Origin of the sequence: Streptomyces sp. NPDC098781, from assembly GCF_044759995.1 — a bacterium.
In the GTDB taxonomy this organism is placed as follows: Bacteria; Actinomycetota; Actinomycetes; order Streptomycetales; family Streptomycetaceae; genus Streptomyces.
Map to the genome: position 1 here is coordinate 445,238 of NZ_JBIWAK010000003.1, position 22,367 is coordinate 467,604.

Consider the following 22,367-nt stretch of genomic DNA (forward strand, 5'->3'; position numbering starts at 1 on the left):
TGGTCCGTCCCTTGCGCGTGTGAGGGGTCAGCCGAGGAGGTCGGGGAGGTCGAGTTCGCGGGCGACCCGGCCGAGGGAGTCCGCCTGCTGCCGTGCGTAGAGGGCGTAGGGGTCCAGTACGTCGCGGCCGATGGCGCCGGCGAGCCGGGCGGCGTCGTAGGCCGTGCCCTCCTGGTCGCCGTAGCGGGTGCCCTCGCCGCTGAGGTTGGACTGGAAGATCCCGGCGGCGGAGCGGGGCAGGAAGTCCTCGTAGACGATGGGCTCGGCGTGCAGCCAGCCCTGCCGCACCAGTGCGTCGACGGTCGCGGGCGGGCGGCCGGCGTCGCTCGGCCGCTCGTCGGCGAGGCGGTAGGTGAAATAGGCCAGACCCTTCGCGGCCAGTTCCGCTTCGCTGCCGGGCATGTGCCGCTCCCACACACCACGTGCGAGGTCGCCGCGGGCCGCCGTCGGGTTCGCCGAGGTCTGCTCGTCGACGCGGCCGAGGAGTTCGTCGTACAGGGCGCGGCCCTCGCGGGTGAGGGCGATGCCGCGGGCCTCGACCTCGCCGAAGCGCACGCGTAGGGCGCCGTCCTCGACGCTGCCGTCGGCCAGGCGCATCGGGCGCGGCTCGGCGAGCGCGCGGAAGGAGGTCTGCCGGAGCAGGACGTCCGGTCCCTTCCAGGCGGGTGGGCCCTGGATGGTGTCGATCATCTCGATGCCGCGGTCGGTCATCCGGCGGTACAGGTCGTCGATGTCCAGGACGCGCGGGGTGAGGTGGTTGATGTGGGTGCTGCGCACACCGCCGACGTCCGCGGCGACCGCGGAGATCCGCTCCAGGGTCCGGTACCACGCCCGGTCCACCGGCTCGCGCGACAACTCGAAGGCGGCTACGGCGAGTTGGAGGAACCGTTCGGCTTCGCTCTCGGGCAGTTCACGCTCGGCGGCGGCGCGGTCGGCCAGGGCGAGCAGTTCCGGCGGGAACAGTTCGCGGGCGGCGAGGAAGGCTTCGAGGCGTGCGCGCAGGTCGGCGTCGAAGAAGCGGGGGTCGGCGGTGGTGAGCATGGAGGTGAACACCCGGAAGGGATTGAGCGCGAGTTCCTCGCCGTCGACCGGGCGGAAGGCGGTGGAGACGACGGGGACGGCGCTGGCGGCGGCCTCCCGCAGGTCGTAGAAGCCGACCGGGTGCATGCCGAGCGCGCCGAAGACACGGGCGACCTGGGCCAGCTCGCGGGGGGTGCCGACGCGGATCGCGCCGTGCCGCTCGGCGGTCACCCGGCCGATGGAGCCGAGGCGTTCGGCGTCGGCTCCGCGGGTGCCCAGGACGTCCTCGTTGACCTCGCGTGAGACGTCGACGAGCGTGGTGTAGGCGGGAACCTCCCGCCCGTACATCTCCGACAGCCGCACCGCGAACGCGGCTCGCAGCTGCCACTGACTGATCGTCGACATGGTTCGCCCTTCCGGTCGAGAGGTGCCGAATACCAACAGGGATGTCGATCAGCTGTCCGTGCGTCATCGTGCAGCAAGGCCCCTGGGGACGTCCATCGACGCTCGACTGGACGAGTGCACGGCCGGGCTGTCCCACCTGTTCGGTAGGGTGCCGAGTTCCGAGCTGAAGATCATGAGGGGACAGACGTCGTGCGGGAAGTGGAGTGCCACGAGGTCGGCGAGCGAGGGATGACCGAGGCGCTGGACGACATCGGCCCGCGCACCAGGGCGCGTTGGCATTCGATGCGCTACGACGGCCCCTCGCAGGGCAAGCTGCGGGCGCTGCGTGACGAGCTCCTCGACCACGTGGCCGCCGGGATCCGGCGGGACTCCGCGCTCGACGAGCCGTCGCGAGCCGCTCTGCGCACCGCCGCGGAGTGCTCCTTGGGGATTCTGAGCATCGGCTGTTTCCCCAAGGGTGATCAGGAGATCCTCCTGCCGCTCGTCGACGAGACGCTCAGCAGCGAGGACGTCTCGTTCGGCGACGCGGCCGACGAGGCGCCGACGGCACGCACCTGGCTCGACACGTTCGCGCTGTGCGTGGTCAGTGGCTCGGTGTGGGAGTGGCGGCGGGTGATCGGGCTGCTGCTCCGGGGCGACTACGCGCCGGCGATCCGGGACGGGGTGCCGTACTCGAAGCTGACCTCGACGTCGGCCCCGGCGGACCTCGCCGCGATGGACGCGCTCTGCGGCTACCTGGCCGAGGCACGCGGGCATCTGCCCCGCGACTGGCCCACCGTGCCCCTGCGCAAGCCGGACGGCGAGGAACGTGCGCGGGCTGCACGGCAGTTGGACGCGGTCGGCGCTCCCACACCGGACCAGCGGCTCCTCCGGGTCCTCCTCGACGATGACCGCGAGGCCTTCACCGAGGCTCTGGTCGCCCGGCTCGTCGAGCACCGGCAGGGCGTCGGACCCGATCCGGCCCCCAGGACTCTGCTGCCCCTCGGAGCCCTCGCGGTAGCGGCTCTCGCGGTCCAGGTGCACGGGTGGGAGCCGTCCGTCTCGTCCGGCTATCTGCCGAAGGACCTGCTGGGTTCCCCGGACGCGTTGCGTGGTGCGACGGAGGGTGGCGAGACCCCGTCGGGCGGATGGGTGGCCGTCAAGTAGCCCGACCCGCCGACCCGTTCACCGTCACGGGTCGCGCGTGCTCCCGTACAGTCCGTGGCGCCGGCACACACCGCCGTCAGGGTCGACCAGGAGACGAACATGGACACCGAAGCCGACCTCGGCTCCCTCCCGCACGCTCCGGGTTCGGCTCGGCCCGTCCCCGAGGCCGGGCCCGAGCTGCTGGAGCGGTGGCGTTCACAGGGAGGCGGGCTCATCGAGCTGCTGGCCCAGGTGCGCGAGCAGGTCGGTGGCGTCGCCGTGTTCCGCACGGGGCCGGCCCGCACCGTCCTCGTCACCGACCCACAGGCCGTCCAGCATGTGCTCGCCCGCCGTCCGGAGCGGTACGTCAAGCGTTCGCACCGCGCACGACTGCTGGTCGGCGACGGTGTCCTCTCGGCGAGCGGCGAGGCGTGGAAGCGGCAACGCCGGCTGCTCCAGTCCCAGTTCACCGGCACTGGGATGCGTCGCTACGACCGCCGGATCACCGAGGCGGCCCAGGTCACCGCGGAGCGCTGGGCGGCATACGCGCGTACCGGGCAGACCCTGGACATCGGGCAGGAGATGCACCGCTTCGCCCTGGACGCCATCTGGCGCTCCCTGACCGGGCATCCCCTCGACGACGGGACCGCGCGCGAGCTGGAGGCCGTGGAAGCCGTGGGAGCCGCCCTTCCGGCGCTGCCCGCGAACGCCGAGGACGCCCGCGAGGCCGTGGCCGCCGATCTCGCCCGGATCGACACGGTCGCCCGGCACGCGATCGAGGCCGCCCGAGCCGGGGACGCCGGTCCCGACGGGCCGGGGCTGCTGCACGTCCTGATCGACGCCGCGACCGAGCGGCCGGAGTACACGGACCGGCTGATCCGCGACGAGTTGGTGACGTTGCTGGCGGCCGGGCACGAGACCACGGCCGGCACCCTGACCTGGCTCCATCTCCTCCTCGACCAGTATCCCGACACCCGCGAACAGGCTCTCGCCGCCGGCCCCGAGGGCTCGGAGCAGCGCCGCCGGGCCATCCAGGCGCTCGTCCACGAGACACTGCGCCTGTATCCGTCCGTGTGGATCCTGCCCCGCCACACCGCCGAGGACGACACCCTCGCCGGCTACTCGGTGGAGGCGGGCACCGACATCCTGGTCTGCCCCTGGCTGACCCACCGCGACCCCGAACTGTGGCCGGATCCCGAGCGGTTCGACCCTCGGCGTTTCCTCACCCCGGACGGCCGACCCGCCCAGCCGGGCGCCTACCTCCCCTTCGGCATCGGCCCGCGCACCTGCCTGGGAACGCAGTTCGCGCTCCGCGAGTCCACCGTCCTGCTCGAACACCTGCTGCCGGCCCACACCGTGGTCTTCGCCTCCACCCCGACGAAGGCGAAGTACGGCATCACCGTCCGGCCGGACGGTCCTACCCCCGCGACCCTGCGGGCGCCGCTCACCTGAGGCGGGCGCCACGCCCTCAGCGTCGCCCCCCGAACTCCCAGCCGTGGACCTCGACCTCGGCGTACAGGTCCGCCGTCAGCGCCGCGCGGGCCATCGTCGCGTCCGGTGCCCGCAGCAGTGCCGCCGTACCCAGCCAGGCGGTGCCGTCGTCGGACAGCAGCGGGCCGTACGCGATGAGTTCCCCGTGCTCGGGCGGCCCGGCCGGGACGGCGGACGGATCCGGGCCGAGGCCCAGGACCAGGTAGCGGTTGCCGCCGCTGGTGCCGCCGGGGAAGTCCCACATGGTGCGCCCCAGCATGTTGCGCCAACGGCGCAGCAGCACGTCCCGGTACACGCCGGCCTGCTGGTTGGGCTCGTCGAAGGCGAACGCGCGGGCGGCCACGGGATCGGGCAGGTCGACGATGTGCACGCTTCCGGTCGGCGTCTCCCCGTCCGGCGCGAACGTCGGACCTCGCGCGATCAGCTGCCGGGCGAACAGGTCCATGTACGACCAGTGTTCCTCCCGCAGCCGCTCGCGCAGTGCGAGGGAGTCGGCCCGGTCACGGTGGTAGCAGAAGAACTCCATCTCCGCAGTCTGGGCCATTGCCTCACGCGCTGTGGAAGGATCCGCTGTCATGCTCTCGATTGCCGCGAGACCGTCAAGTGCCGTCGTCCGTCTGCTCGTTGTCCTGCTGGCGTTGCTGGCGGCACAGGGCGGCATCGCCCCCGCGGCCCGGGCCGTCGACGCATCGGCGGCGACACCCGACCGGCCGCGCTACGACGTGACGTTGCGGGGCGACGCGGACGGCTCCCACTGGACGGGGCGGCAGCGCGTGTCCTTCCGCAACTCCTCCGACCGTGCGCTGCGCGAGGTGTACGTACGCCTGTGGGGCAACGGCACGGATCAGTGCCGCGCGCCGCTTCCGGTGAAGGTGTCCGACGTCCGCGGCGGTACCGCCGCCCCGCTCACCGTGAACTGCACGGCGCTGCGCATAGCCCTGCCGAGGCCGCTCGCGCGGGGCGAGCGCGCCGCCGTGTCCTTCGACGTGTCCATCACGGTGCCCGAACGCAACCAGCGCTTCGGCCGCGAGGGCGCCTTCCGCTTCCTCGGCAACGCCCTGCCGGTGCTCGCCGTGCGCGACGACAAGGGGTGGCACCTCGATCCGTATGTGTCGACCGGCGAGAGCTTCTACACCCTGGCGAGCGACTTCCGTGTGGCGCTGAACCATCCCTCCGCGCTCAAGGTCCCGGCGACCGGCCGCTCCCGGACCGTGCCGGCCGGACCCGGCCGTAGTGTCACCCTCAGTGTCGCCCACCGGGTGCGGGACTTCGCCTGGGCGGCGGGCCCGTTCCGTAGCGCCGAGGAGACCACGCCCGACGGTGTGCGCGTCAGGTCGTACTGGGCGCCTGGCACCTCCGCGGCGGGGGTGCGCCTCACGCGCCGGGACGGCGTCGCCGCCGTCGACCGGTTCGGCGAGGAGTTCGGCCGGTATCCGTACGGCGAGATCGACCTGGTGATGACGCGGGGGTTCGGCGGCGGCATGGAGTACCCAGGACTGGTGCTGCTCGGCACCACGGACGAGGGCAGTGCCGTCGTGCACGAGGTCGCCCACCAGTGGTGGTACGGCGTCGTCGGCAACGACGAGTACGGCGCGCCCTGGCTGGACGAGAGCTTCGCGCAGTACGCCAACGCGCGCTTCTACGCCTGGGACACCCGCGACTGCTGGTCGGAGGAGGAGTGGCCCGACGAGAGCGCGGCACTGACCAACTCCATGAGGTACTGGTCCGCGCACCCGGGCGAGTACCACCTGATCTACACGGCCGGCTCCTGCGCCCTGGCCGAACTGGAGCGCACGCTCGGTGCCGGCGGCATGGCGCGCCTCCTCAAGCGGTACGCCCACGACCACTGGTACGGCGTCTCCACCACCGCCGACTTCAAGAGAGCCGCGCAGGCCGTGACGGAGAAGGACCTCAACTCCTTCTGGAGGAAGCACCGCATCCGGTGACCTTGCTAGAAGGGCTGTGAATATACCTAAAACAGGGGCAAGTTAGACCCGGCCCTTTTGAGAAAGCGCACCGACCGAGACCCCGGCCGCGCCCTCACTCCAGCGGGAAACGGCGTCGGACGTCGGGCCGGGACTTGAGCCGGTCCGGATAGCCGGGGCCCATCCGTGCGGTGGTGTCGTCGGCGTTCAACGGCTCCCCGCAGGCCGAGCAGACCACCTCCGCGTGAGCGTCGTGGCCGCATGCCTCATGACGCAGGGTGATCGGAGGCCCTTCGGGACCGGCGAGCCACCGGTCGCCCCAGCTCGCCATCGCGGCGAGGACCGGGAAGAGGTCTCTGCCCTGCTCGGTCAGCAGGTACTCGTGGCGGGGCGGCTCGCTCTCGTAGAGCCGCCTCTCCAGCAGTCCCGCCTCGACCAGGCGCCGCAGCCGGTCGGTGAGCGTGTTCCGGGCGATCCTCAACTCGCTCTGGAACTCGTCGAACCGGCGGCTGCCGTAGAACGCCTCCCGCAGCACCAGCGGCGTCCAGGCGTCGCCGACGACGTCCAGGGTCCGCGCGATCGAGCACGGCCAGTTCGCGAAGGACGTCCGCGCGCTCACGGCCGTCCTCCGACCTCGTGGACCAGCTCGATCGCCCGGCCCAGCGTGTCCAGCCGGGCGGCCAGATCCGCGCCGGCCGGGTACAGGCGCACGGTGTCCACGCCGGCGTCGCGCCAGACGCGCAGCCGCTCCCGGACCATGTCCTCCGTGCCGATGAGCGTGGTCGCGAGCACCATCTCGTCGGTGACCAGCGTGGCCGCCCCGTCCCGGTCCCCCGACTGCCAGCGCTCCCGGACCTCCGCGGCGACCTCCGCCCAGCCCTGGCGGCTGTAGGCGCGGTTGTAGAAGTTGGTGGAGGCCGAGCCCATGCCGCCGAGGCTGAAAGCCAGCTCCTTCTTGCGGCCCGCCACCATGGCGCTCAGCGCCTCCTCGTCGGGGGCGAAAGCGACCTCGGCGCCCTGGCAGATGTCCAGATCGGCTCGGTGGCGCCCGCCGCGCGCGAGCCCCTCGTCGAGGTGCGCGAAATAGGCGTCGGCCGCCCCCTCGGGCACGAAGCTGGTGCCGAGCCAGCCGTCGGCGACCTCGCCGGTCAGCCGGAGTATGGCGGGTGACAGGGCGGCCAGGTAGATCGGCACGGGGTGCTCGGCCCGCATCGACAGCCTCATGGGCACGGTGTCCCCGCCGGGCAGCGGGATGCGGTACTCGGCGCCGGAGTGGTCGATCTTGTCGCCGTTCAGGACCTGCCGCACGATCTCCACCGTCTCGCGGACGCGTGCCAGCGGGCGGGCGAAGGACACGCCGTGCAGCCCCTCCATCACCTGGGGGCCCGAGGGCCCGAGGCCCAGCAGGAAACGTCCCTGGGAGAGGTTGGACAGGGTGATCGCGGTCTGGGCGAGGGCCACCGGGGTGCGCGTCCCGACCTGCATGACGCCGGAGCCCAGCAGCATGCGCTCGGTTCGTGCGGCGTAGTAGCCCAGAGCGGAGGGCGCGTCGGAGCCCCAGGCCTCGGCGACCCAGCAGATGTCGAGGCCGAGCTTCTCCGCCTCGACGACGAAGTCCGCCTGCCCTGTCCAGGTGCCGAGACCGGACGCCTCGATCGTCGTCGCGGTCCTCATCACGCCTCCGCCAGCTTCTTGATGTGCCCGAGTGTGGCGGTCATGTTCCGCTCGAACTCACGCATCCGCACGAACACGATCTTCTGCTCCTTGTCCGGCATCGCGTCGATGGCGAAGGACAGCCCGGAGCGGCCGGGTCCCATCTGCATCCACTCCGACAGCTCGGTTCCGCCGTCCTTGGGGTCCAGCCGGAAGCGCCAGACCGCGGTGGGGCTGGAGGGGTCCTCCACGGCCCAGGCCAGGACGTGCGGGGACTCGCATTCGATGACGTGCGAGGTGGTCTCCCACTCCCCGAGGGACTCGTGCCTGCTCCGGCCGATGAACCGGGCGCCCACGGCGGGCCCGGCCGCGCCGTCGAGCCAGTGGACGGACTGCAATTCCTCGCTCATGCCCGGCATCAGCGTCACATCGGAGACGATCTCCCACACCCGGCCCGGGGGCGCGTCGATCCACGCCCGTACCTCGACCGTGGGCGTGTCCGCGTAGCGTGCGCCCGTCCACTCCACCTCGCACCAACTCCTTCCCCGACGAAGACCCGTGGCCTCCAGAGTTGCGTAACGAGACTTACCGCGTCAAGAGAAGGGGCGTCACCGGGAGCATGTTCCTACACCCCGGCGCCGCCCGTCTCCGTGTGCAGGACCGCCTTGTGCACCTGCTCCTCCACGTCGCTGCGCGCCTCACCCTGTTCCCTGGCGTAGTCGGCCACCGCGATCTGCACCTCCCGGGCCAGGTCCCGCCAGGCCCGCAGCGCGGTGTTGTACGTCTCTGTCTGCCGCGGGCTCCAGCCGCCCTGCTGGGTGGGCGGTCCGTACATGCCCCGCAGCTCCTCCACGCGGCTCTGCGCCTGCTCCGCCGCGCGCTCTTTCGCCACCAGCTCTTGGAAGATAGTCGTCACACAAATGGAGCATAGGCGGGCATTTCATCTGTCGCGCGCCGAGCGTGCGAACCGATCAGGCCGATGGCGCCACCACAGCCCGCTCCGCCCACTCCCGGGGTGACAGCGCGAGCAGCGCCTCCACCTCCGGCGGATCGGGCAACGGGCCGTGGTCCCCGGTCACTTGGAGCGCGGAGGCTGCGGTGATGTGGCCGAGGCGGAGCGCGTCGGCGGTCGTGGCGGCCCGGAGCAGACCGGCGAGGAATCCGGCTGCGAAGGCGTCGCCGGCGCCGACGGCCTCCACCACCGTCGCGCGCGGTGTCGGCACGGTCACCGGGCCCTCGTCGGTGAACGCGGTCGCGGCGTTCGCCCCGTCCTTGACGACGAGGACGCGCGGACCCGGGAGCAGGGCCCGTACGTCCCGTTCGGTCAGGTGCGTGCCCCACAGCGCCTGTGCCTCGTCGAGGCCGACCAGGACGATGTCCGCGCGGTCGGCGAGTTCGCGCAGCACCTCGGGGGCCGTGCCGTCCGGCCACAGGGCGGCGCGATGGTTGACGTCGAAGCTCACCGTGTACGGGCGGGCGCCGGGGTCGGCGGTGAGGGCCCGGGTGACCAGCCGGCGGCAGGACTCGGACAGGGCCGGGGTGATCCCGGTCAGATGCAGCAGCGAGGCCGTGGCCACCGGCGGGCCGTCCAGCAGGTCGGGTCCGAGGGCGGAGGCGGCCGAGCCGCGCCGGTAGTAGTGCACCCGCGTTCCGGCGGGGCCCGGATCCTTCAGCAGCAGGCCGGTCGGCCGGTGCGGGTCGGTGCGCACGTACGACACATCGACCCCGGGCGCGGCGACGGCGGCGCGGACCCGCCGCCCCATCGGGTCGTCGCCGAGCGCCGAGAGCCAGGCGACCTCGATGCCGTGGTCGGCCAGATACATGGCGACGTTCGACTCGGCTCCCGCCACCGACAGTCGCAGCTGAGCCGCGGTCGCCAGTGGGCTCGACGGCTCGGGGGCCAGGGCCGCCATCGTCTCGCCGACACAGACGACCGGGCCGGGGGCGGGGCGCCAAGGGGTGGTCGTGGGGGCTGTCGGTCGGTCGTCGGTCATGCCGGGTTCCCGGTCGTCGAGGGGGCGGGGCGGTAGCGGGCGGGCTGGGTGCCGGGCTCGGGGATGCGGAGCGCCGGGGCGGCGGCGGTCGTGGAGGGCGGTGGGCCGCCAAGGGATGGTCCGGGGGCGTTCGGTCGGTCGCCGGTCATGCCGGGCTCCCGATCGTCGAGGGGGGCGGGGCGGTGCCGAGCAGGCGAGCGGGGGCGGGCTGGGTGCCGGGCTCGGGGATGCGGACCGCCCGGGCGGCGGCGGTCGTGGAGGACGGCGGGCCGCCGGTCAACCCCGACCTCCGATCGTCGACCGGTACCGGACGCTGTCGAGTCGGCAGGCGGGTGTCGGGGTGCAGGGGACGTCCACGCGTGCGGTGAAGAGGGCGCCGTCCTCGGCGCCGGGTTCGGACAGTCCGATGCGGGCGGTCGTGATGTGCAGGACGTCGTGGGCGAGGCACACTCCGGCCGGTTGCCGGGCGGGCAGGCGCAGCGTGCGGTCGAGGGTGCCGTCCGGCAGGTGGCGGCGTACGGTGCCGGTGCCCCAGACCGCGATCCACACCGCGCCCTCGACATCGACCGCCATGCCGTCGGGACTGCCCTCCGCGATCCGCAGGAACTCCTCCGGTGCGCCGAGTTCGGCCGTGACGGGGTCCACGGAGTACCGCCGGACCACGCCGCGCGCGCTGTCGGCCAGGTACATGAGGCCGCCGTCCGAGGTGAACGCCGGCCCATTGGGCACGGTGATGCCGTCCAATACGGGTACGACCGTGCCGTCCCGGCCGACGCGGTACAGGGAACCGGCGCCCTCCGCGGCGTCGTACGCCATGCTGCCGGCCCAGAACCGGCCGAACGGGTCGGCGACGGCGTCGTTCATGCGCATCGGGGTCCGGGCGTGCTCCTCGGGCCGTGCCAGCCAGTCGAGGGTGCCGTCGGGGTGCAGCAGGCAGATGCCGGTGCCCGCGGCGGCGATCCAGGTGCCGTGGTGACCGGCCACGGGTGCCACCGCGCCCAGCGGGACGGGGACTTCGGCCACGGTGCGCAGCGGTGCCGTCGGGTCGTGCGGGGCGGACAGGAGGCGGCCGGCGAGGATGTCGACGAGGACGACGTCGGTGCCGGTCCAGCGGACGCCCTCGCCCAGTTCGAGCCGGTCGGGGCGGGCGGTGGCCGGGGCCGCGGTCACGGCGTCGCCTCGGCCACGACGGTCCGGAACAGGCGGGCGCGTTCCCTGAGCGCGCTGATGCTGCCGCCGTCGGCGGCGTCGCCGACGAGGGGTGAGCCGACGCCGACCGCGAGCGCACCGGCGGCGAGACAGGCGCGGGCGGCGGCCTCGTCGATCCCGCCCACCGGGACGAACGGCACGTCGGGGAAGGGCCCGCGCAGTGCCTTCAGATAGGCCGCTCCCCCGAACTGGGCGATGGGAAAGATCTTCAGCGCGGCCACTCCCATGGAACGGGCGGCGATGATCTCGGTCGGGGTCAGGGCTCCGGCGAGGACGGGCATGCCCAGTTCCCGTGCCGCGTCCACGCCGTCGCCGAGACCGGGGGTGACCGCGAAGTCGGCTCCGGCGCGGTGGGCGGCGCGGGCGTCCTCAGTGGTCAGCACGGTGCCGGCGCCGAGGGGGCGGTCCGGGCCGAGGGCGAGCCGGGCGCGTTCGATGACGGAGAGGGCGTCGCGGCCGGAGAGCGAGACCTCGACCAGTTCCACGCCTTCCTCGACCAGGGCCAGCACGGTGCGCAGCGCGGCGTCGGGGTCGTCGCCGCGCACGATCGCGACCAGTCGGTGGGTGGCCAGCGCGGCTGTCAGGTCCACGAGCGGTGCTCCTTCAGGGTGGGGGGCGGGGGGCATCGGCAGGCGGCGGTCAGGGTGAGCCGCCAGCGGATCTCGCCCGACGGGGGTACGCACGCGGCGTCGTCGGGGCCCGCGTCGGTGAGGTCGAAGACGCGGCCGAGCATGGGTTCCACGCCGGTGCTGCGGTAGGGGTGCGGCCGGGGGTAGCCGTTGAGGTTGCGCCACAGGGCGATCGACACGGGTTGTCCGTCCGCCCGCAGTGCCAGGGCCAGTCGGTCGCCGTCGTCGTGGACGCAGCACAGCGGGGTGTCGACGACGGCTCCGACGGCGGTGCCGTCGTCGGGGCCGAGTCGGTCGAGGGGCAGTCCGTGGGGTGTGGGCCAGGGGCCGGTGACCCAGGGCGCTCCGCTGGGCCAGGGGTCGTCCAGGAGCGGGGCCGCCTCGGGGAACAGCCGGGTCGCGGCGCCGGAGGGCATGCGCAGCGTCGCGCCCGCGGACAGGTCCAGCAGCGCGTGGGCCGCCCAGACGAAGCGGAAGCCGGGCCGTGCGGTGAGCGTGTAGTCGGCCCGGGCGCCGTCGGCCGTGCTCCGGACGGTCCTGGCGAGGGTGAACGATCCGCCGTCCACGCGTTCCGTGTCGCCGGTCCGGGTCCACGGGCGTGACCAGGCGTCTCCGTGGTCGGGGAGGCCACGGACGGTCGGTACACACTCCTCCAGTCCGCCCGCGTCCACGAACGCGTCGCCGGGTGCGGCCGAGTTCCGTTCGGGGGCCGGGCGGTGCCAGAGCCATTCGCGTCCCGCCGAGCGCAGGGAGGTCCAGCGGCCTCCGTGCGCGGGGTCGGTGGTGATCCGCAGCACCGTCACCACTCGGCGAAGGAGTCGTCGGGGTGCCGCCAGACGGGGTTGCGCCAGGCGTGTCCGGCACGGTCCGCGGCGCGTACGGCCGCCTCGTCGAGGGTGATGCCCAGGCCCGGGGCGTCGTTGCGGGGCGCGTGTCCGGCCACGAAGCGGAACGGGGCGGGGTCGGCGAGATAGGACAGCAGGTCGGCGTCCTTGTTGTAGTGGATGCCGCGGCTCTGTTCCTGGATGAGGAAGTTCGGGGTCGCGAACGCCACTTGGAGGCTCGCGGCCAGCGCGATCGGGCCGAGCGGGCAGTGCGGGGCGAGCTGGGCGCCGTAGGTGTCGGCGAGGGAGGCGATGCGGTGGACCTCGGAGATGCCGCCGGCGTGGGACAGGTCGGGCTGGGCGACGGCGATGCCGGCGGAGAGGGCGGGCAGGAAGTCGCCGCGGGAGTACAGGCGTTCGCCGGTGGCGAGGGGGACCGGGGTCGCGGCGACGAGTCCGGGCAGCAGGTGACCGTGTTCGGGGACGACCGGCTCCTCGACGAACAGCGGGTGCAGGGGCGCGAGTTCGGCGAGGACGCGGCGGGCGCTCGCCGCGGTGAAGCGGCCGTGGAAGTCGACGGCGACGTCCCGGTCCGGGCCGAGGACCTCCCGGGCGGCGGCGACCCGGGCGACGACGGCCGCCGTCTCGGCCGCGGTGGCGATCGGCGAGGTGGCTCCGGCGGCGTTCATCTTGACGGCGGTGAATCCGGCCTCGACCTGGGCGGTGATCTGCTCGGTGAGCTCGGCGGGTTCGTCGCCGCCGACCCAGGCGTAGACCCGGACGCGTTCGCGCACCGGGCCGCCCAGCAGGGCGTGCACGGGGGCGCCGTAGGTCTTGCCGGCGATGTCCCACAGGGCCTGGTCGAGCCCGGCGACGGCGCTGGAGAGGACGGGGCCGCCGCGGTAGAAGCCTCCCTTGGTGAGGACCTGCCAGTGGTCCTGGATGCGCAACGGGTCCTGTCCGACGAGGTATTCGGCGAGCACGTCCACCGCGGCGCGGACCACCTCGGCCCTGCCCTCGACGACGGGTTCGCCCCAGCCGACCACACCGTCGTCGGTCTCGACGCGGCAGAACAGCCAGCGCGGCGGGACCAGGAAGGTTTCCACGCGAGTGATCTTCACTTGGCGCCGCTGCCCTTCGTGTCGTCGGAACCAGTCTGCTCGGTGCGGTCGATCCGGTCGAGGTCCCGTCCGGCCTGGACGAGCAGAGCCCGCATGGCCGTCTCCGCCGCCCCGGGATCCTGGTCGCGCACGGCGTCCAGGACGGCGCGGTGGGCGGGAACGGGGTCCTCGCTGTGCGGATGGCTGTGCACGATGCGGTCGCGGTGGGCGAGGCCCGGCTCGATGACCATCTCCATGCGTTCGAGCAGTTCGTTGTGGGTGGCGGCGAGCAGCGCGCGGTGGAAGGCGAGGTCGGCCTCCACGGCCCGCCCCGGGTCGGAGCCCCGCTCACCCATGGCGTCCAGGGCCGCTTCGAGGGCCGCCAGGTCGGTGTCGGTGCGGCGCTCGGCGGCCAGCCGTACGGCGGCCGGTTCGACGATGGCGCGCACCTCGGAGAGGTCGCGCAGCAGCGTCCGGTCGGCGTCGGTGGCCTGGTCGGCGCCCTCGAACTGCCAGCGCAGCACGTCGGCGTCGAGCAGGTTCCAGTCGGAGCGGGCCCTGACGAACGTGCCGCGTTTCTGGCGGGCGTCGACCATCCCCTTCGCGGCGAGCACCTTCAGGGACTCGCGCAGGGCGGTGAGACTGACGTCCAGCTCGCTCTGGAGCGCCACCAGGTCGAGCGTGGCGCCCTCGGGGATCCGGCCGCCCAGGATGCGGCGGGCGAGGGCCTCCACGGTCTGGCCGTGCACACCGCGGCGGGCGTAGGGCGTCATGTCGTACAGCCTTTCTGCTGAGGGGTGGGTCCGGCGGTGCTCATGCGGAGGCCTTCAGGACGCTCCAGCCGCCGTCCACGACGAGAGACGTGCCGGTGATGTAGGAGGCTTCCTCGGCACTGAGGAAGGCGATGGCCGCGGCCACCTCCTCGGGGGTGCCGAAGCGGTGGGCGGCCGTCTCGGCGACGCTGCGCTCGCGGTCCTCGGGCGGCACCCTGTCCCACGCCGCGGTCAGGATCGGCCCCGGCAGCACGGCGTTGACCCGTACCTCGGGCCCGTACTCGACGGCGAGTTGGCCGCACAGGGAGAGCAGGGCGCCTTTGGCGGCGGCGTAGGCGGGGTGTCCGGGGATGCCCACGCGCGCGTGGACGGACGAGGTCAGCACCGCCGCTCCCCGCCCGGCCCGCAGGTCGGGCAGCACCGCCCGGAAGCCGAGGAAGCTCGCGGTGAGGTTGACGGACAGCTGCCGCTGCCAGGACTCCAGGGTCGTCTCATGGGCCGGCGCCACGTCGACGGTGTAGGCATTGCTGACGAGGACGTCCACGGGCCCGAACTCGTGGGCGGCGGCCACGATCCGGTCCCAGTCGTCCTCCGCCGCGACGTCGGCCCGCACGAACCGGGCCCGGCCGCCGTCCTCCGCGATCCGTTCGGCCACCGCCGTGCCGCGCTCCTCCGCCACGTCGGCGAGCACGACGGCGGCTCCCTCCCCGGCCAGCCGTGCGGCGGTGGCGGCGCCGATGCCGGAGGCCGCGCCGGTGACCACGGCCGTGCGGCCGGTGAAGCGGTCCATCGTGAGCTCGACTCCTTCGTGGGCGGCGGGTCCGGTGAGAGGCCGTGCGGGAAACATATGCGGCTCACTCATGTGTCAGTACCACCAGGTCGGCGTCCCGCTCGGCACTCCAGGCGAACGGCAGCCCGTAGTGCAGCAGATGGGCTCCGCTGTACGTCGTGCCGGTCGCCGTGTCCCGGTAGCGTGCCCCCGGGTCCAGCGCCCGCAGCCGGAGCCGGTCGGGCCTGCCGGGCACGAGCGGGGCGCCGTCGAGGCGTCCGGTGCCGAGCGCGGCGACGACCGTGCGGTCGCCGGCGTCGTACTGCACCCCGCAGGTGGTGTCCGCCGGGGAGCCGAGGAGCCGGGCCTGTCCGTGGTGGATGACGTCCCGCACCTCCTTGTAGCGGGCGATCCACCGGGCGCCCTCGGCCCGCTGCTCCGGGGTCCAGGCCCGCAGGTCGGCCCCGATGCCCAGCACCCCGCACATGGCGTTCACGAAGCGGAACGCGAGGCTGCGCGGGCGCGGGTCGAAGACGCCGGGCGCGTCGGTCACCCAGGAGCTCATGACGTGCGGGGCGTGCGCGTGCAGGAAGCCGTACTGGACGGACAGCCGGTCCAGCGGGGCGGTGTTGTCGCTGGGCCAGACGACGTCGGTGCGGGCCAGCGTCGCGTGGTCGACGCGGGCACCGCCGCCCGCGCAGCCCTCGACGGTGACGTCGGGGTGGGCGGCGCGCAGGTGGTCGAGGACGCGCAGGTATCCGGCGACGTGCTCGGCGTCCAGGTCGACGCGGCCGGCGCCGGGGCGGCCGCGTTCGGTGGGCGGACGGTTCATGTCCCACTTCAGGTAGCCGATGTCGTAGGTGCCCAGGAGCCGGTCCAGGGTGCCGATCACGAAGTCCTGGACGTCGGCGCGGCCCAGGTCGAGCAGGAGTTGGTTGCGGACCAGTCGGTTGGTCCGGTCGTCGACGCGGTAGACCCAGTCGGGGTGCTCGGCGTACAGCCGACTGGCGGGACTCACCGCCTCGGGCTCCACCCAGAGTCCGAAGTCCAGTCCCAGGCCGCGCACGTCGTCGACGAACTGGTCGAAGCCCTGCGGGAAGGCCGCCGGGTCGGGGTACCAGTCGCCCAGTCCCCCGGTGTCGTCGTGGCGGCCGGTGAACCAGCCGTCGTCGACGACGAACAGTTCGGCGCCGAGGTCGGCCGCCGCCTTGGCCAGCTCCAGCTGTGCGGCCGCGTCGACGTCGAAGCCGGTGGCCTCCCAGGAGTTGTAGAGGACCTTGCGGGTGCGTCGCAGGCGGTCGCCGGCGAGGTGGCGGTCGTAGCGGTGCCAGACGCGGGACAGCCCGTCGAGTCCGTCCGGGCTCATCGCGCAGGCGAGGCGGGGTGTGGTCAGGGTGGTGCCGGCGGCAAGCTGCACCGCGCCCTCGTGCGGGACCCGCCCGGCCCGCACGCGTACCGCGCCGCCGGGCTCGGCCTCGGCCGTGATGTGCCAGTTGCCGGGCCACTCCAGGGCGACACCGTAGGCGGGGGCGTCGTCGGACGGGCCGTCCTGCACCGCGAGCCAGGGCGCGTACGCGTGACCGGGGACGCCCTGGGTGCTGCCGAGGGTGAACGTGCCTCTGGTCAGGTCGAGTCGGGTGCGCTGAAACTCCTGCGACCACTGGCCGGCGAGGTAGGTGAGTCGCGCCCCGGCGGTGACGGGGACGTTCACGGCGGCCGAGTCGAGGCGCTCCAGGCGCACCTCTCGCGAGGCGGTGTGCTCGGTCCAGCGCAGGATCACCTCCGTGCCCGGCACGGTCTCGTAGCACAGGACCGTACGCAGACCCAGGACGTCGTCCGCGAACGCGAGCCGCAGCGTGCGCTCGCCCTGCTCGGCCCCCTCGAACTCCCACCACACGCCCCGCTCGCCGCCCGTCCCCGAGGCGACGAGTTCGGCGCCGGTGAACGGGCGGAGCCCGTACGGCAGATACTCGGCCGGGGCGGCGTCGGCGGGTGTGATGAAGTGGGTGCGGCGCGACGGTTCGAGTACCGGGGGTCCGGTCTCGACGCCGTGCGGTCCCCAGGCGTCCAGCTCGGCCCAGGGGCCGTCCGCGGACAGACGTACGGTGTAGCTGGTGTGTTCGGTGCGCAGGATCCAGCGCTGGTACGAGGTCACTTGACCGCTCCGAGGTTCAGTCCGGCCACGAAGTGGCGCTGGAAGCGCAGGAACACGGCGACCGTGGGGGCGGCGGCGATGACGGAGCCGGCGGCGATCACGTTCCACATGGACACGTACTGGCCCTGGAGACCGATCAGGGCCGCCGTGACGGGCATCTTGGTGTCGCTGCGCAGCACCGTGATCGCCCACAGCAGGTCGTTGAAGATCCAGGTGAACGACAGGGCGCTCAGCGCGGCGAGGGCGGGGCGGGCCAGCGGCAGGATGATCCGCCAGAACACCTGCCAGGGCCCGGCGCCGTCCATGACGGCCGCCTGCTGGATCTCGACGGGGATCGCCCGCATGAAGCCGTGCAGCACGAAGACGTAGAAGCCGACGCCGAAGCCGATCTGCACGCCGATCAGGGCGGGCAGGGTGTCGTAGACCCCCATCAGTTCGCTCAGCTTGGCGACGGGGATGAGCAGGATCTGCGGTGGCAGCAGGTTGCCGCCGAGCATGAGGAGCAACAGGGAGCGGCGCAGCGGCAGTTCGTACCGGCTGAGGGCGAACGCGGCCATGGCCGCCAGCGCCAGCGTCACCAGGACGCAGGGGACGGTGACGATCAGGCTGTTGATCAGGGCGCGCTGCTGGCCCCCGTCGACCCAGGCCAGCCGGAAGTTGTCCAGGGTGAAGGAGCGGGGCCAGCTGCCCAGGCCGTGCGCGGCGATGTCGTCGAAGGAGCGCACGCTGGTCACCAGGACCAGGGCGATGGGCAGCAGCCACAGCAGGGCGAGGGCGCCGGCGCCGAGATGGAATCCGGCGGTCGCGGCGCGCCTGCGCCGAAGAGCGGTCGCCATCAGTCGGCCTCCCGGAAGGCGCGGACGAGGTAGGAGGCGATGACGCCGAACGCCAGCAGGAAGATGACGACGGCGAGGGCGGAGCCGTATCCGAGCCGCAGGGACTGGAAGGCGGTGGAGTACATGTAGGTGCTCAGCAGTTCGGACGAGTGGTAGGGGCCGCCTCGGGTGAGCGACCACACGACGTCGAAGGAGCGCAGCGAGTCGATGATGATGACGGACAGAACGACCGCGTTGACGCTGCGCAGTTGGGGCAGGGTGACATGGCGCAGGCGCTGCCAGGCGGTCGCGCCGTCGACCTTGGCGGCCTCGTACAGCGCGGGGTCGATGCCCTTGAGGCCGGCGAGGTAGAGCACCATCACGTAGCCGATCTGCCGCCACAGCGCGGGCACGATGACCGCGTACAGGGCGGTGTCCTGATCGGCGAGCCAGGCGTGCCGCAGGCTGCCGAGGCCGACGGATCGAAGGAGTTGGTTGAGGACGCCGTCCGGCTGGTAGATCGCCTGCCAGACCAGGGCGGTGGCGACCAGGGAGAACACGACGGGCAGGAAGAGGGCGGCGCGGTAGAAGCCGACGCCGCGTCGCTCCTGCTGGAGCAGCAGGGCGGCGGCGAGGCCCAGCAGGGCGGACAGGCCGCCGAACAGGACCAGCCACAGCACGGTGTGTCCGACGGCGCCGCGGAAGATCTCGTCGCCCGCCATCTCACGGAAGTTGCCCAGCCCGACGAACTTCGGTGCCGACACGCCGTCCCAGCTGGTCAGGGCGAGGTAGAAGCCCTGGAGCGCGGGCCAGAACACCCACACCGCCTCGGCGAGCAGCGGGACCAGGACGAAGGCGAGCACCAGCGGTGGGGTGCGCCGGGGTCCCCGGCCCCGGCCGCCACGGGACGGCGCCGGGACCGGGGGCTTGCGGTGCGGTGCGGTCAGGACGGCCATGTCAGGCCTGCCAGATCTTCTCGGCGTCGCGCTGCCAGTCGGTGAGGATGGACCCGATCTCCTTCGGCTTGGCGAGGAACTTGGTCAGCGCCGTGTCGGCGGTGGGCTGGAGCGCGTCGCTGGAGTCCCGGTTGAAGAACTGGGTGATTTCCGCGGCCTCCTCGATGTGCTTGCGGCCCTTCCTCACCAGCGGGGTGCCGGAGTCCTGGGCGTCGGGATGGCAGGGCAGGACGGTGCCGGACGAGCCCTTGATGTACGTCTCCTGCGACTCGGCCGTGGCGAGATACCCCAGCAGGTCGAGCACACCGTCACGGCGGCCGGTGCGGGCGCTCGCGAAGTAGCCGTCGGTCGGGGCCTCCTCGGCCAGCGGGACCTTCGGGTCGATGACCGGGAAGCGGAAGAAGTCGATGTCGTCGAGGGCGTCCTTCGGGGCCGCGTCGGCGAAGAAGGTGCCGATCAGCATCATGCCGCTGCGGCCGTTGAGCAGGGCGGTGGTGGCGTCCTGGAAGGCGCCGGCGGTGCCGTTCGGGTCGAAGTACGGCAGCACCTCCTGCCAGCGGTCGAAGACCTTGCGGACCTCGGGGTCGTCGAAGCGGTGCTTCCCGGCGAGCAGTTCCCGGTGGTACGCGGCGCCGTTGATACGGATGTCGAGGTAGTCGAACCAGGCGGAGGCCACCCAGGCGGTGTTGCCGCCGGCGCCCAGCCCGATCGGGGCGACGCCCTTGCTCCTGAGCTTGTCGCACAGGTCGAGGAAGTCGTCCCAGGTCCTGGGTTCGCTCACGCCCCACTTGGCGAAGTGGGACTTCCGGTAGAACATCCCCCACCAGTAGTAGGTGGCCGGGACGAAGACCTTCTTGCCGGAACTCGCCGTGCACAGCGTCCGCAGCGCCTTCGAGTAGCGCTTGAGGTCGGGGGAGGACCAGAGTTCGTCGAGGTCGAGCAGCAGGTCCTTCCTGGCGTAGGCGTCCGCGACCGAGCCGGGGTACCAGGTGTAGACGTCCGGCGGGTTGGCCGAGGTCAGATACGTCGGCAGCTGGGTGCGGAAGGTCTCCGCGGCGACCGTGTTGAGGCTGACGCCGCCCTTCCCGCCGTAGGCACCGACGACGTCCTCCATCGCCGCCTTGGCCTGCGGCGCGGAGAGGTTGGACTGGAGGGTGACCGCGCCCTCGGAGGAGGACTTCGAGGAGGAGGTCGCGGTGACACAGCCGCTGAGCAGCGCGGTCGTCCCCGCGGCGCCGAGTCCGGCGAGGAACCGCCGTCGGCCGGGGTGAGGGTTCGTCATGGAGGGCTCCCTGTGGATCCGCGCGGCGGATCCAGGTTCGCGTGGCGCTCGCACCACGTCAAGATTAATTCCTAATTTATTTGAACTGGGTCCGGTGTACGTCCCCGTCGACCCCGCGGTACACGACGTCCACCGCGCCGCCCTCCCCCGCGACCGCACCGAGCGCGCCTTCGAAGGCGGCGCTCGGGAACTCCTCCCGCTTCGTCCAGCCCTGCCAGCCGCCGGCTTCGTGGCGCCGCTGCCAGAGGGTGTAGTCACCGGCCCGCGCGTACAGCACCACCGCGTCCCCCACGGCGACCAGCGTCGGACTCCCGCTCACGGTCCCGCCGAGCGAGCTCCACTGCGACCACTCCCCCGACGCGTCCCGCGACCGCGTCCACACCTCGTCCGCCGAGGTGCGCACGGCGACATGCACGCGCCCCTGCGCGTCGACCACGGCGGCCGGCCTGCCGTACGTCGGCCGGTCGCCCGGCGCCCCCAGCGACGACCAGCCTGTCGCCGGCCCGCGAAGCACGATCCGCCCGTCCGACCCGCGCGCCACGAGGGTCCAGTGCGCGGCGTCGGTGAACGCCACCGACGGCGCGTCGGTCACGCGCCCGCCCAGGTCCTGCCAACCGCCCCAGCGCCCGCCGGAGAACACCCGCCGGTACACCCGGGAGTCGGCGCCGCGCACGAAGACGTCGATACGGCCCGCTCCGGAGGCGTAGGCGGCGGGCTGACCGAGGATTCCGCCCCGGACCGGGCCGCCGAGGTCCCTCGTACGGGACCCGCCCTGCTCGACCACGGTGTTCTGGACGAGGTTGCCGCGCGGGCCACGGAAGAAGGTGCTCTGCGTGGAACCGGAGCGCACGACGGCCGGGCTGGCGCTCGCCCGCTCACCCAGGCTCGCGCCCGGCAGGGCGTCCTCGCCGGTGAGCTTGAGGAACGCGGTGCCGTGAGCGGGGACCTCCACGCTGTACGACCCGGTGTGCGTGCCGCGGTCCGCACGGCCCCGCAGGTCGCGCACCTCGACCGGACCGCCCAACGCGACGTCGCCGAAGTCCACGGTGCGCCGGAGCGGTTGGTCGGAGCGGTTGAGCAGGACGACCGCCCGCCGGCCGGGTCCCGACAGGACCTTGCTGTAGACGTCGCCCGCGGAGTCGGTGGCCACCCGGACGCCCTGGACGGCGAGCGGGTCCTGGTTCACGGCGATGATCTCCGGGTTGCGCAGCGTCCTGATCATCGACGCGGACAGGGTGCGGGGGTCGGAGCCGAGGACGAGCGGCGAGGCCATCTCGGCCCACATCACGAACTGGGTGGTCGACTCCTCCTCGGTCAGCTCCAGGGTGCCGTCGGCCATGCGGCGCATCGGGATGAGGTAGTCGGGGTCGTTGTAGTGACCGGGCCCCTGCGCCTCGGGATGCCAGGCGTTGGCGTCCATGTTGCGCAGCACGTTGGGCCACTGACCGGGGCTGGGCGTGCCCCAGGCGATGTCCGTGCCGGTGCGCCAGGAGTCGGCGATCGTCGGGGCGTAGGCGTAGGTGTTGTGCGCGTCCTGCTCGGGCGTGTGCGGCAGGCCCCAGTCGTCGGTGAGCGGGTTGCAGAGGTTGAGCAGCATCCTCCGCCCCGACTTGGCGACGGCGCCGCTGAACTCCTTGAACGCGGGCCCCGGATCGAGCTTCGCGCCGATGCCGCACAGGAAGTCGACCTTGATGGCGTCGACCTTCCAGTCGGCGAACTGCCGGGCGTCCTCGGCGTAGTGGCCGCGACTGCCGAGCCCGCAGGTCCTGCCGCCGTCGTACTCGCCCGCGTCGGTGTAGATGCCGGCCTTCAGTCCGCGCTTGTGCAGGTAGGAGACCAGGGCCGGGATGCCGGACGGGAAGCGGCCGGGGTGGGCGGTCAACCGCCCTTGCGCGTCACGCGGGTTGTCGGCCTGCCAGCCGCCGTCCAGCCACACGATGTCGTACCCGCTGTCACGCAGCCCGCTGCCGACGAGCCTGTCGGCGACGGCCCGGACCTCCTTCTCGGTGGGCGCGCCGAGCCCGTAGTAGGTGTTCCAGCCCATGTACGGCGTCGGCGCCAGACCGCTGTCGTAGTAGGCGGGGGCGCCCTGGTCCACGGCGTCGTCCGCCTGGGCGGCGGGTATCGCGGACGCCGTGAGGACCACGGAGGTCGCGGCGGCTAGGACGAGTGAATTCACGTGCCTCTCCCGGGGGTTGGGAAGCAGGAGGAGGTGTGACGCGGGCCCGTCGGGGCGAGGGCC

The 22,367-nt window shown here is 72.9% G+C and carries 22 protein-coding genes; 3 read left to right on the forward strand and 19 right to left on the reverse strand.

Going from position 1 to position 22,367, the window contains the following annotated elements; translation table 11 throughout:
* Nucleotides 1–27: 27 nt before the first annotated feature.
* Nucleotides 28–1,425: a 2-oxoadipate dioxygenase/decarboxylase family protein gene (locus tag ACIQWG_RS13705; protein ID WP_404094412.1), complete on the reverse strand. Its 1,398-nt coding sequence runs from the start codon at nucleotides 1,423–1,425 to the stop codon at nucleotides 28–30.
* A gap of 189 nt (nucleotides 1,426–1,614) precedes the next feature.
* On the opposite strand from ACIQWG_RS13705, the gene ACIQWG_RS13710 reads away from it, so the two are divergent.
* Entirely contained in the window at nucleotides 1,615–2,571 is a 957-nt protein-coding gene (locus ACIQWG_RS13710; protein WP_404094415.1) for an immunity 49 family protein, read from the forward strand.
* 99 nt (nucleotides 2,572–2,670) lie between these two features.
* Nucleotides 2,671–4,002, forward strand: coding sequence for a cytochrome P450 (locus ACIQWG_RS13715; RefSeq protein ID WP_404094416.1), 1,332 nt, complete (start codon nucleotides 2,671–2,673; stop codon nucleotides 4,000–4,002).
* A 16-nt stretch (nucleotides 4,003–4,018) separates the two neighbouring features.
* Here ACIQWG_RS13715 and ACIQWG_RS13720 read toward each other — a convergent pair whose 3' ends face one another.
* Nucleotides 4,019–4,567, reverse strand: coding sequence for a YciI family protein (locus ACIQWG_RS13720; protein WP_404095844.1), 549 nt, complete (start codon nucleotides 4,565–4,567; stop codon nucleotides 4,019–4,021).
* 49 nt (nucleotides 4,568–4,616) lie between these two features.
* On the opposite strand from ACIQWG_RS13720, the gene ACIQWG_RS13725 reads away from it, so the two are divergent.
* Nucleotides 4,617–5,987 (forward strand): M1 family metallopeptidase, encoded by a 1,371-nt coding sequence (locus ACIQWG_RS13725; RefSeq protein ID WP_404094419.1) that lies wholly within the window; start codon nucleotides 4,617–4,619, stop codon nucleotides 5,985–5,987.
* 94 nt (nucleotides 5,988–6,081) lie between these two features.
* On the opposite strand, the gene ACIQWG_RS13730 is transcribed toward ACIQWG_RS13725, so the two are convergent.
* The 17 genes from ACIQWG_RS13730 to ACIQWG_RS13810 all read right to left on the reverse strand — a co-directional run bounded on the left by ACIQWG_RS13730 (nucleotide 6,082) and on the right by ACIQWG_RS13810 (nucleotide 22,304).
* Complete coding sequence (locus ACIQWG_RS13730) at nucleotides 6,082–6,585, reverse strand: winged helix-turn-helix transcriptional regulator (protein ID WP_404094422.1); 504 nt, start codon at nucleotides 6,583–6,585, stop codon at nucleotides 6,082–6,084.
* Nucleotides 6,582–7,640: an LLM class flavin-dependent oxidoreductase gene (locus tag ACIQWG_RS13735; protein ID WP_404094425.1), complete on the reverse strand. Its 1,059-nt coding sequence runs from the start codon at nucleotides 7,638–7,640 to the stop codon at nucleotides 6,582–6,584. The genes ACIQWG_RS13730 and ACIQWG_RS13735 overlap by 4 nt, the downstream gene beginning before the upstream one ends.
* The gene (locus tag ACIQWG_RS13740; RefSeq protein ID WP_404094427.1) at nucleotides 7,640–8,146 is read right to left on the reverse strand and encodes an SRPBCC family protein; all 507 of its coding nucleotides are present in this window, start codon (nucleotides 8,144–8,146) and stop codon (nucleotides 7,640–7,642) included. Before ACIQWG_RS13740 ends, ACIQWG_RS13735 begins: the two co-directional genes overlap by 1 nt.
* Nucleotides 8,147–8,244: 98 nt before the next feature.
* Nucleotides 8,245–8,535: a hypothetical protein gene (locus ACIQWG_RS13745; protein WP_404094430.1), complete on the reverse strand. Its 291-nt coding sequence runs from the start codon at nucleotides 8,533–8,535 to the stop codon at nucleotides 8,245–8,247.
* A gap of 55 nt (nucleotides 8,536–8,590) precedes the next feature.
* Complete coding sequence (locus tag ACIQWG_RS13750; RefSeq protein ID WP_404094432.1) at nucleotides 8,591–9,613, reverse strand: sugar kinase; 1,023 nt, start codon at nucleotides 9,611–9,613, stop codon at nucleotides 8,591–8,593.
* Complete coding sequence (locus ACIQWG_RS13755) at nucleotides 9,610–9,762, reverse strand: hypothetical protein (protein WP_404094434.1); 153 nt, start codon at nucleotides 9,760–9,762, stop codon at nucleotides 9,610–9,612. The genes ACIQWG_RS13750 and ACIQWG_RS13755 overlap by 4 nt, the downstream gene beginning before the upstream one ends.
* A 127-nt stretch (nucleotides 9,763–9,889) precedes the next feature.
* A complete protein-coding gene (locus ACIQWG_RS13760) occupies nucleotides 9,890–10,783 on the reverse strand; it encodes an SMP-30/gluconolactonase/LRE family protein (RefSeq protein WP_404094435.1) in 894 nt (297 codons plus the stop codon).
* Nucleotides 10,780–11,412, reverse strand: a complete 633-nt coding sequence (locus tag ACIQWG_RS13765) for a bifunctional 4-hydroxy-2-oxoglutarate aldolase/2-dehydro-3-deoxy-phosphogluconate aldolase (RefSeq protein WP_404094438.1) — start codon at nucleotides 11,410–11,412, stop codon at nucleotides 10,780–10,782. Before ACIQWG_RS13765 ends, ACIQWG_RS13760 begins: the two co-directional genes overlap by 4 nt.
* Nucleotides 11,403–12,248, reverse strand: coding sequence for a hypothetical protein (locus ACIQWG_RS13770; protein WP_404095846.1), 846 nt, complete (start codon nucleotides 12,246–12,248; stop codon nucleotides 11,403–11,405). The genes ACIQWG_RS13765 and ACIQWG_RS13770 overlap by 10 nt, the downstream gene beginning before the upstream one ends.
* 2 nt (nucleotides 12,249–12,250) lie before the next feature.
* Nucleotides 12,251–13,396: a galactonate dehydratase gene (gene dgoD / locus ACIQWG_RS13775; RefSeq protein ID WP_404094440.1), complete on the reverse strand. Its 1,146-nt coding sequence runs from the start codon at nucleotides 13,394–13,396 to the stop codon at nucleotides 12,251–12,253.
* Nucleotides 13,393–14,148 (reverse strand): FadR/GntR family transcriptional regulator, encoded by a 756-nt coding sequence (locus tag ACIQWG_RS13780; protein WP_404094442.1) that lies wholly within the window; start codon nucleotides 14,146–14,148, stop codon nucleotides 13,393–13,395. The genes dgoD and ACIQWG_RS13780 overlap by 4 nt, the downstream gene beginning before the upstream one ends.
* Before the next feature lie 40 nt (nucleotides 14,149–14,188).
* A complete protein-coding gene (locus ACIQWG_RS13785) occupies nucleotides 14,189–14,938 on the reverse strand; it encodes an SDR family NAD(P)-dependent oxidoreductase (protein WP_404094444.1) in 750 nt (249 codons plus the stop codon).
* A 64-nt stretch (nucleotides 14,939–15,002) separates the two neighbouring features.
* Entirely contained in the window at nucleotides 15,003–17,072 is a 2,070-nt protein-coding gene (locus ACIQWG_RS13790) for an alpha-galactosidase (protein WP_404094446.1), read from the reverse strand.
* Nucleotides 17,069–17,908 (reverse strand): carbohydrate ABC transporter permease, encoded by an 840-nt coding sequence (locus tag ACIQWG_RS13795; protein WP_404094448.1) that lies wholly within the window; start codon nucleotides 17,906–17,908, stop codon nucleotides 17,069–17,071. Before ACIQWG_RS13795 ends, ACIQWG_RS13790 begins: the two co-directional genes overlap by 4 nt.
* A complete protein-coding gene (locus tag ACIQWG_RS13800; protein ID WP_404094451.1) occupies nucleotides 17,908–18,843 on the reverse strand; it encodes a carbohydrate ABC transporter permease in 936 nt (311 codons plus the stop codon). The genes ACIQWG_RS13795 and ACIQWG_RS13800 overlap by 1 nt, the downstream gene beginning before the upstream one ends.
* 1 nt (nucleotide 18,844) lies before the next feature.
* The gene (locus ACIQWG_RS13805; RefSeq protein ID WP_404094453.1) at nucleotides 18,845–20,125 is read right to left on the reverse strand and encodes an ABC transporter substrate-binding protein; all 1,281 of its coding nucleotides are present in this window, start codon (nucleotides 20,123–20,125) and stop codon (nucleotides 18,845–18,847) included.
* Between the two features lie 76 nt (nucleotides 20,126–20,201).
* The gene (locus ACIQWG_RS13810; RefSeq protein WP_404094456.1) at nucleotides 20,202–22,304 is read right to left on the reverse strand and encodes a glycoside hydrolase family 27 protein; all 2,103 of its coding nucleotides are present in this window, start codon (nucleotides 22,302–22,304) and stop codon (nucleotides 20,202–20,204) included.
* Between the last annotated feature and the right edge of the window lie 63 nt (nucleotides 22,305–22,367).

What these genes read in the sequence shown, in the direction of transcription:
- ACIQWG_RS13705 (WP_404094412.1), bottom strand. Translation starts at nt 1,425, where the DNA reads ATGTCGACGATCAGTCAGTGGCAGCTGCGAGCCGCGTTCGCGGTGCGG.
- ACIQWG_RS13715 (WP_404094416.1), top strand. Translation starts at nt 2,671, where the DNA reads ATGGACACCGAAGCCGACCTCGGCTCCCTCCCGCACGCTCCGGGTTCG.
- ACIQWG_RS13720 (WP_404095844.1), bottom strand. Translation starts at nt 4,567, where the DNA reads ATGGAGTTCTTCTGCTACCACCGTGACCGGGCCGACTCCCTCGCACTG.
- ACIQWG_RS13725 (WP_404094419.1), top strand. Translation starts at nt 4,617, where the DNA reads ATGCTCTCGATTGCCGCGAGACCGTCAAGTGCCGTCGTCCGTCTGCTC.
- ACIQWG_RS13735 (WP_404094425.1), bottom strand. Translation starts at nt 7,640, where the DNA reads ATGAGGACCGCGACGACGATCGAGGCGTCCGGTCTCGGCACCTGGACA.
- ACIQWG_RS13750 (WP_404094432.1), bottom strand. Translation starts at nt 9,613, where the DNA reads ATGACCGACGACCGACCGACAGCCCCCACGACCACCCCTTGGCGCCCC.
- ACIQWG_RS13755 (WP_404094434.1), bottom strand. Translation starts at nt 9,762, where the DNA reads ATGACCGGCGACCGACCGAACGCCCCCGGACCATCCCTTGGCGGCCCA.
- ACIQWG_RS13780 (WP_404094442.1), bottom strand. Translation starts at nt 14,148, where the DNA reads ATGACGCCCTACGCCCGCCGCGGTGTGCACGGCCAGACCGTGGAGGCC.
- ACIQWG_RS13785 (WP_404094444.1), bottom strand. Translation starts at nt 14,938, where the DNA reads ATGGACCGCTTCACCGGCCGCACGGCCGTGGTCACCGGCGCGGCCTCC.
- ACIQWG_RS13795 (WP_404094448.1), bottom strand. Translation starts at nt 17,908, where the DNA reads ATGGCGACCGCTCTTCGGCGCAGGCGCGCCGCGACCGCCGGATTCCAT.
- ACIQWG_RS13800 (WP_404094451.1), bottom strand. Translation starts at nt 18,843, where the DNA reads ATGGCCGTCCTGACCGCACCGCACCGCAAGCCCCCGGTCCCGGCGCCG.
- ACIQWG_RS13805 (WP_404094453.1), bottom strand. Translation starts at nt 20,125, where the DNA reads ATGACGAACCCTCACCCCGGCCGACGGCGGTTCCTCGCCGGACTCGGC.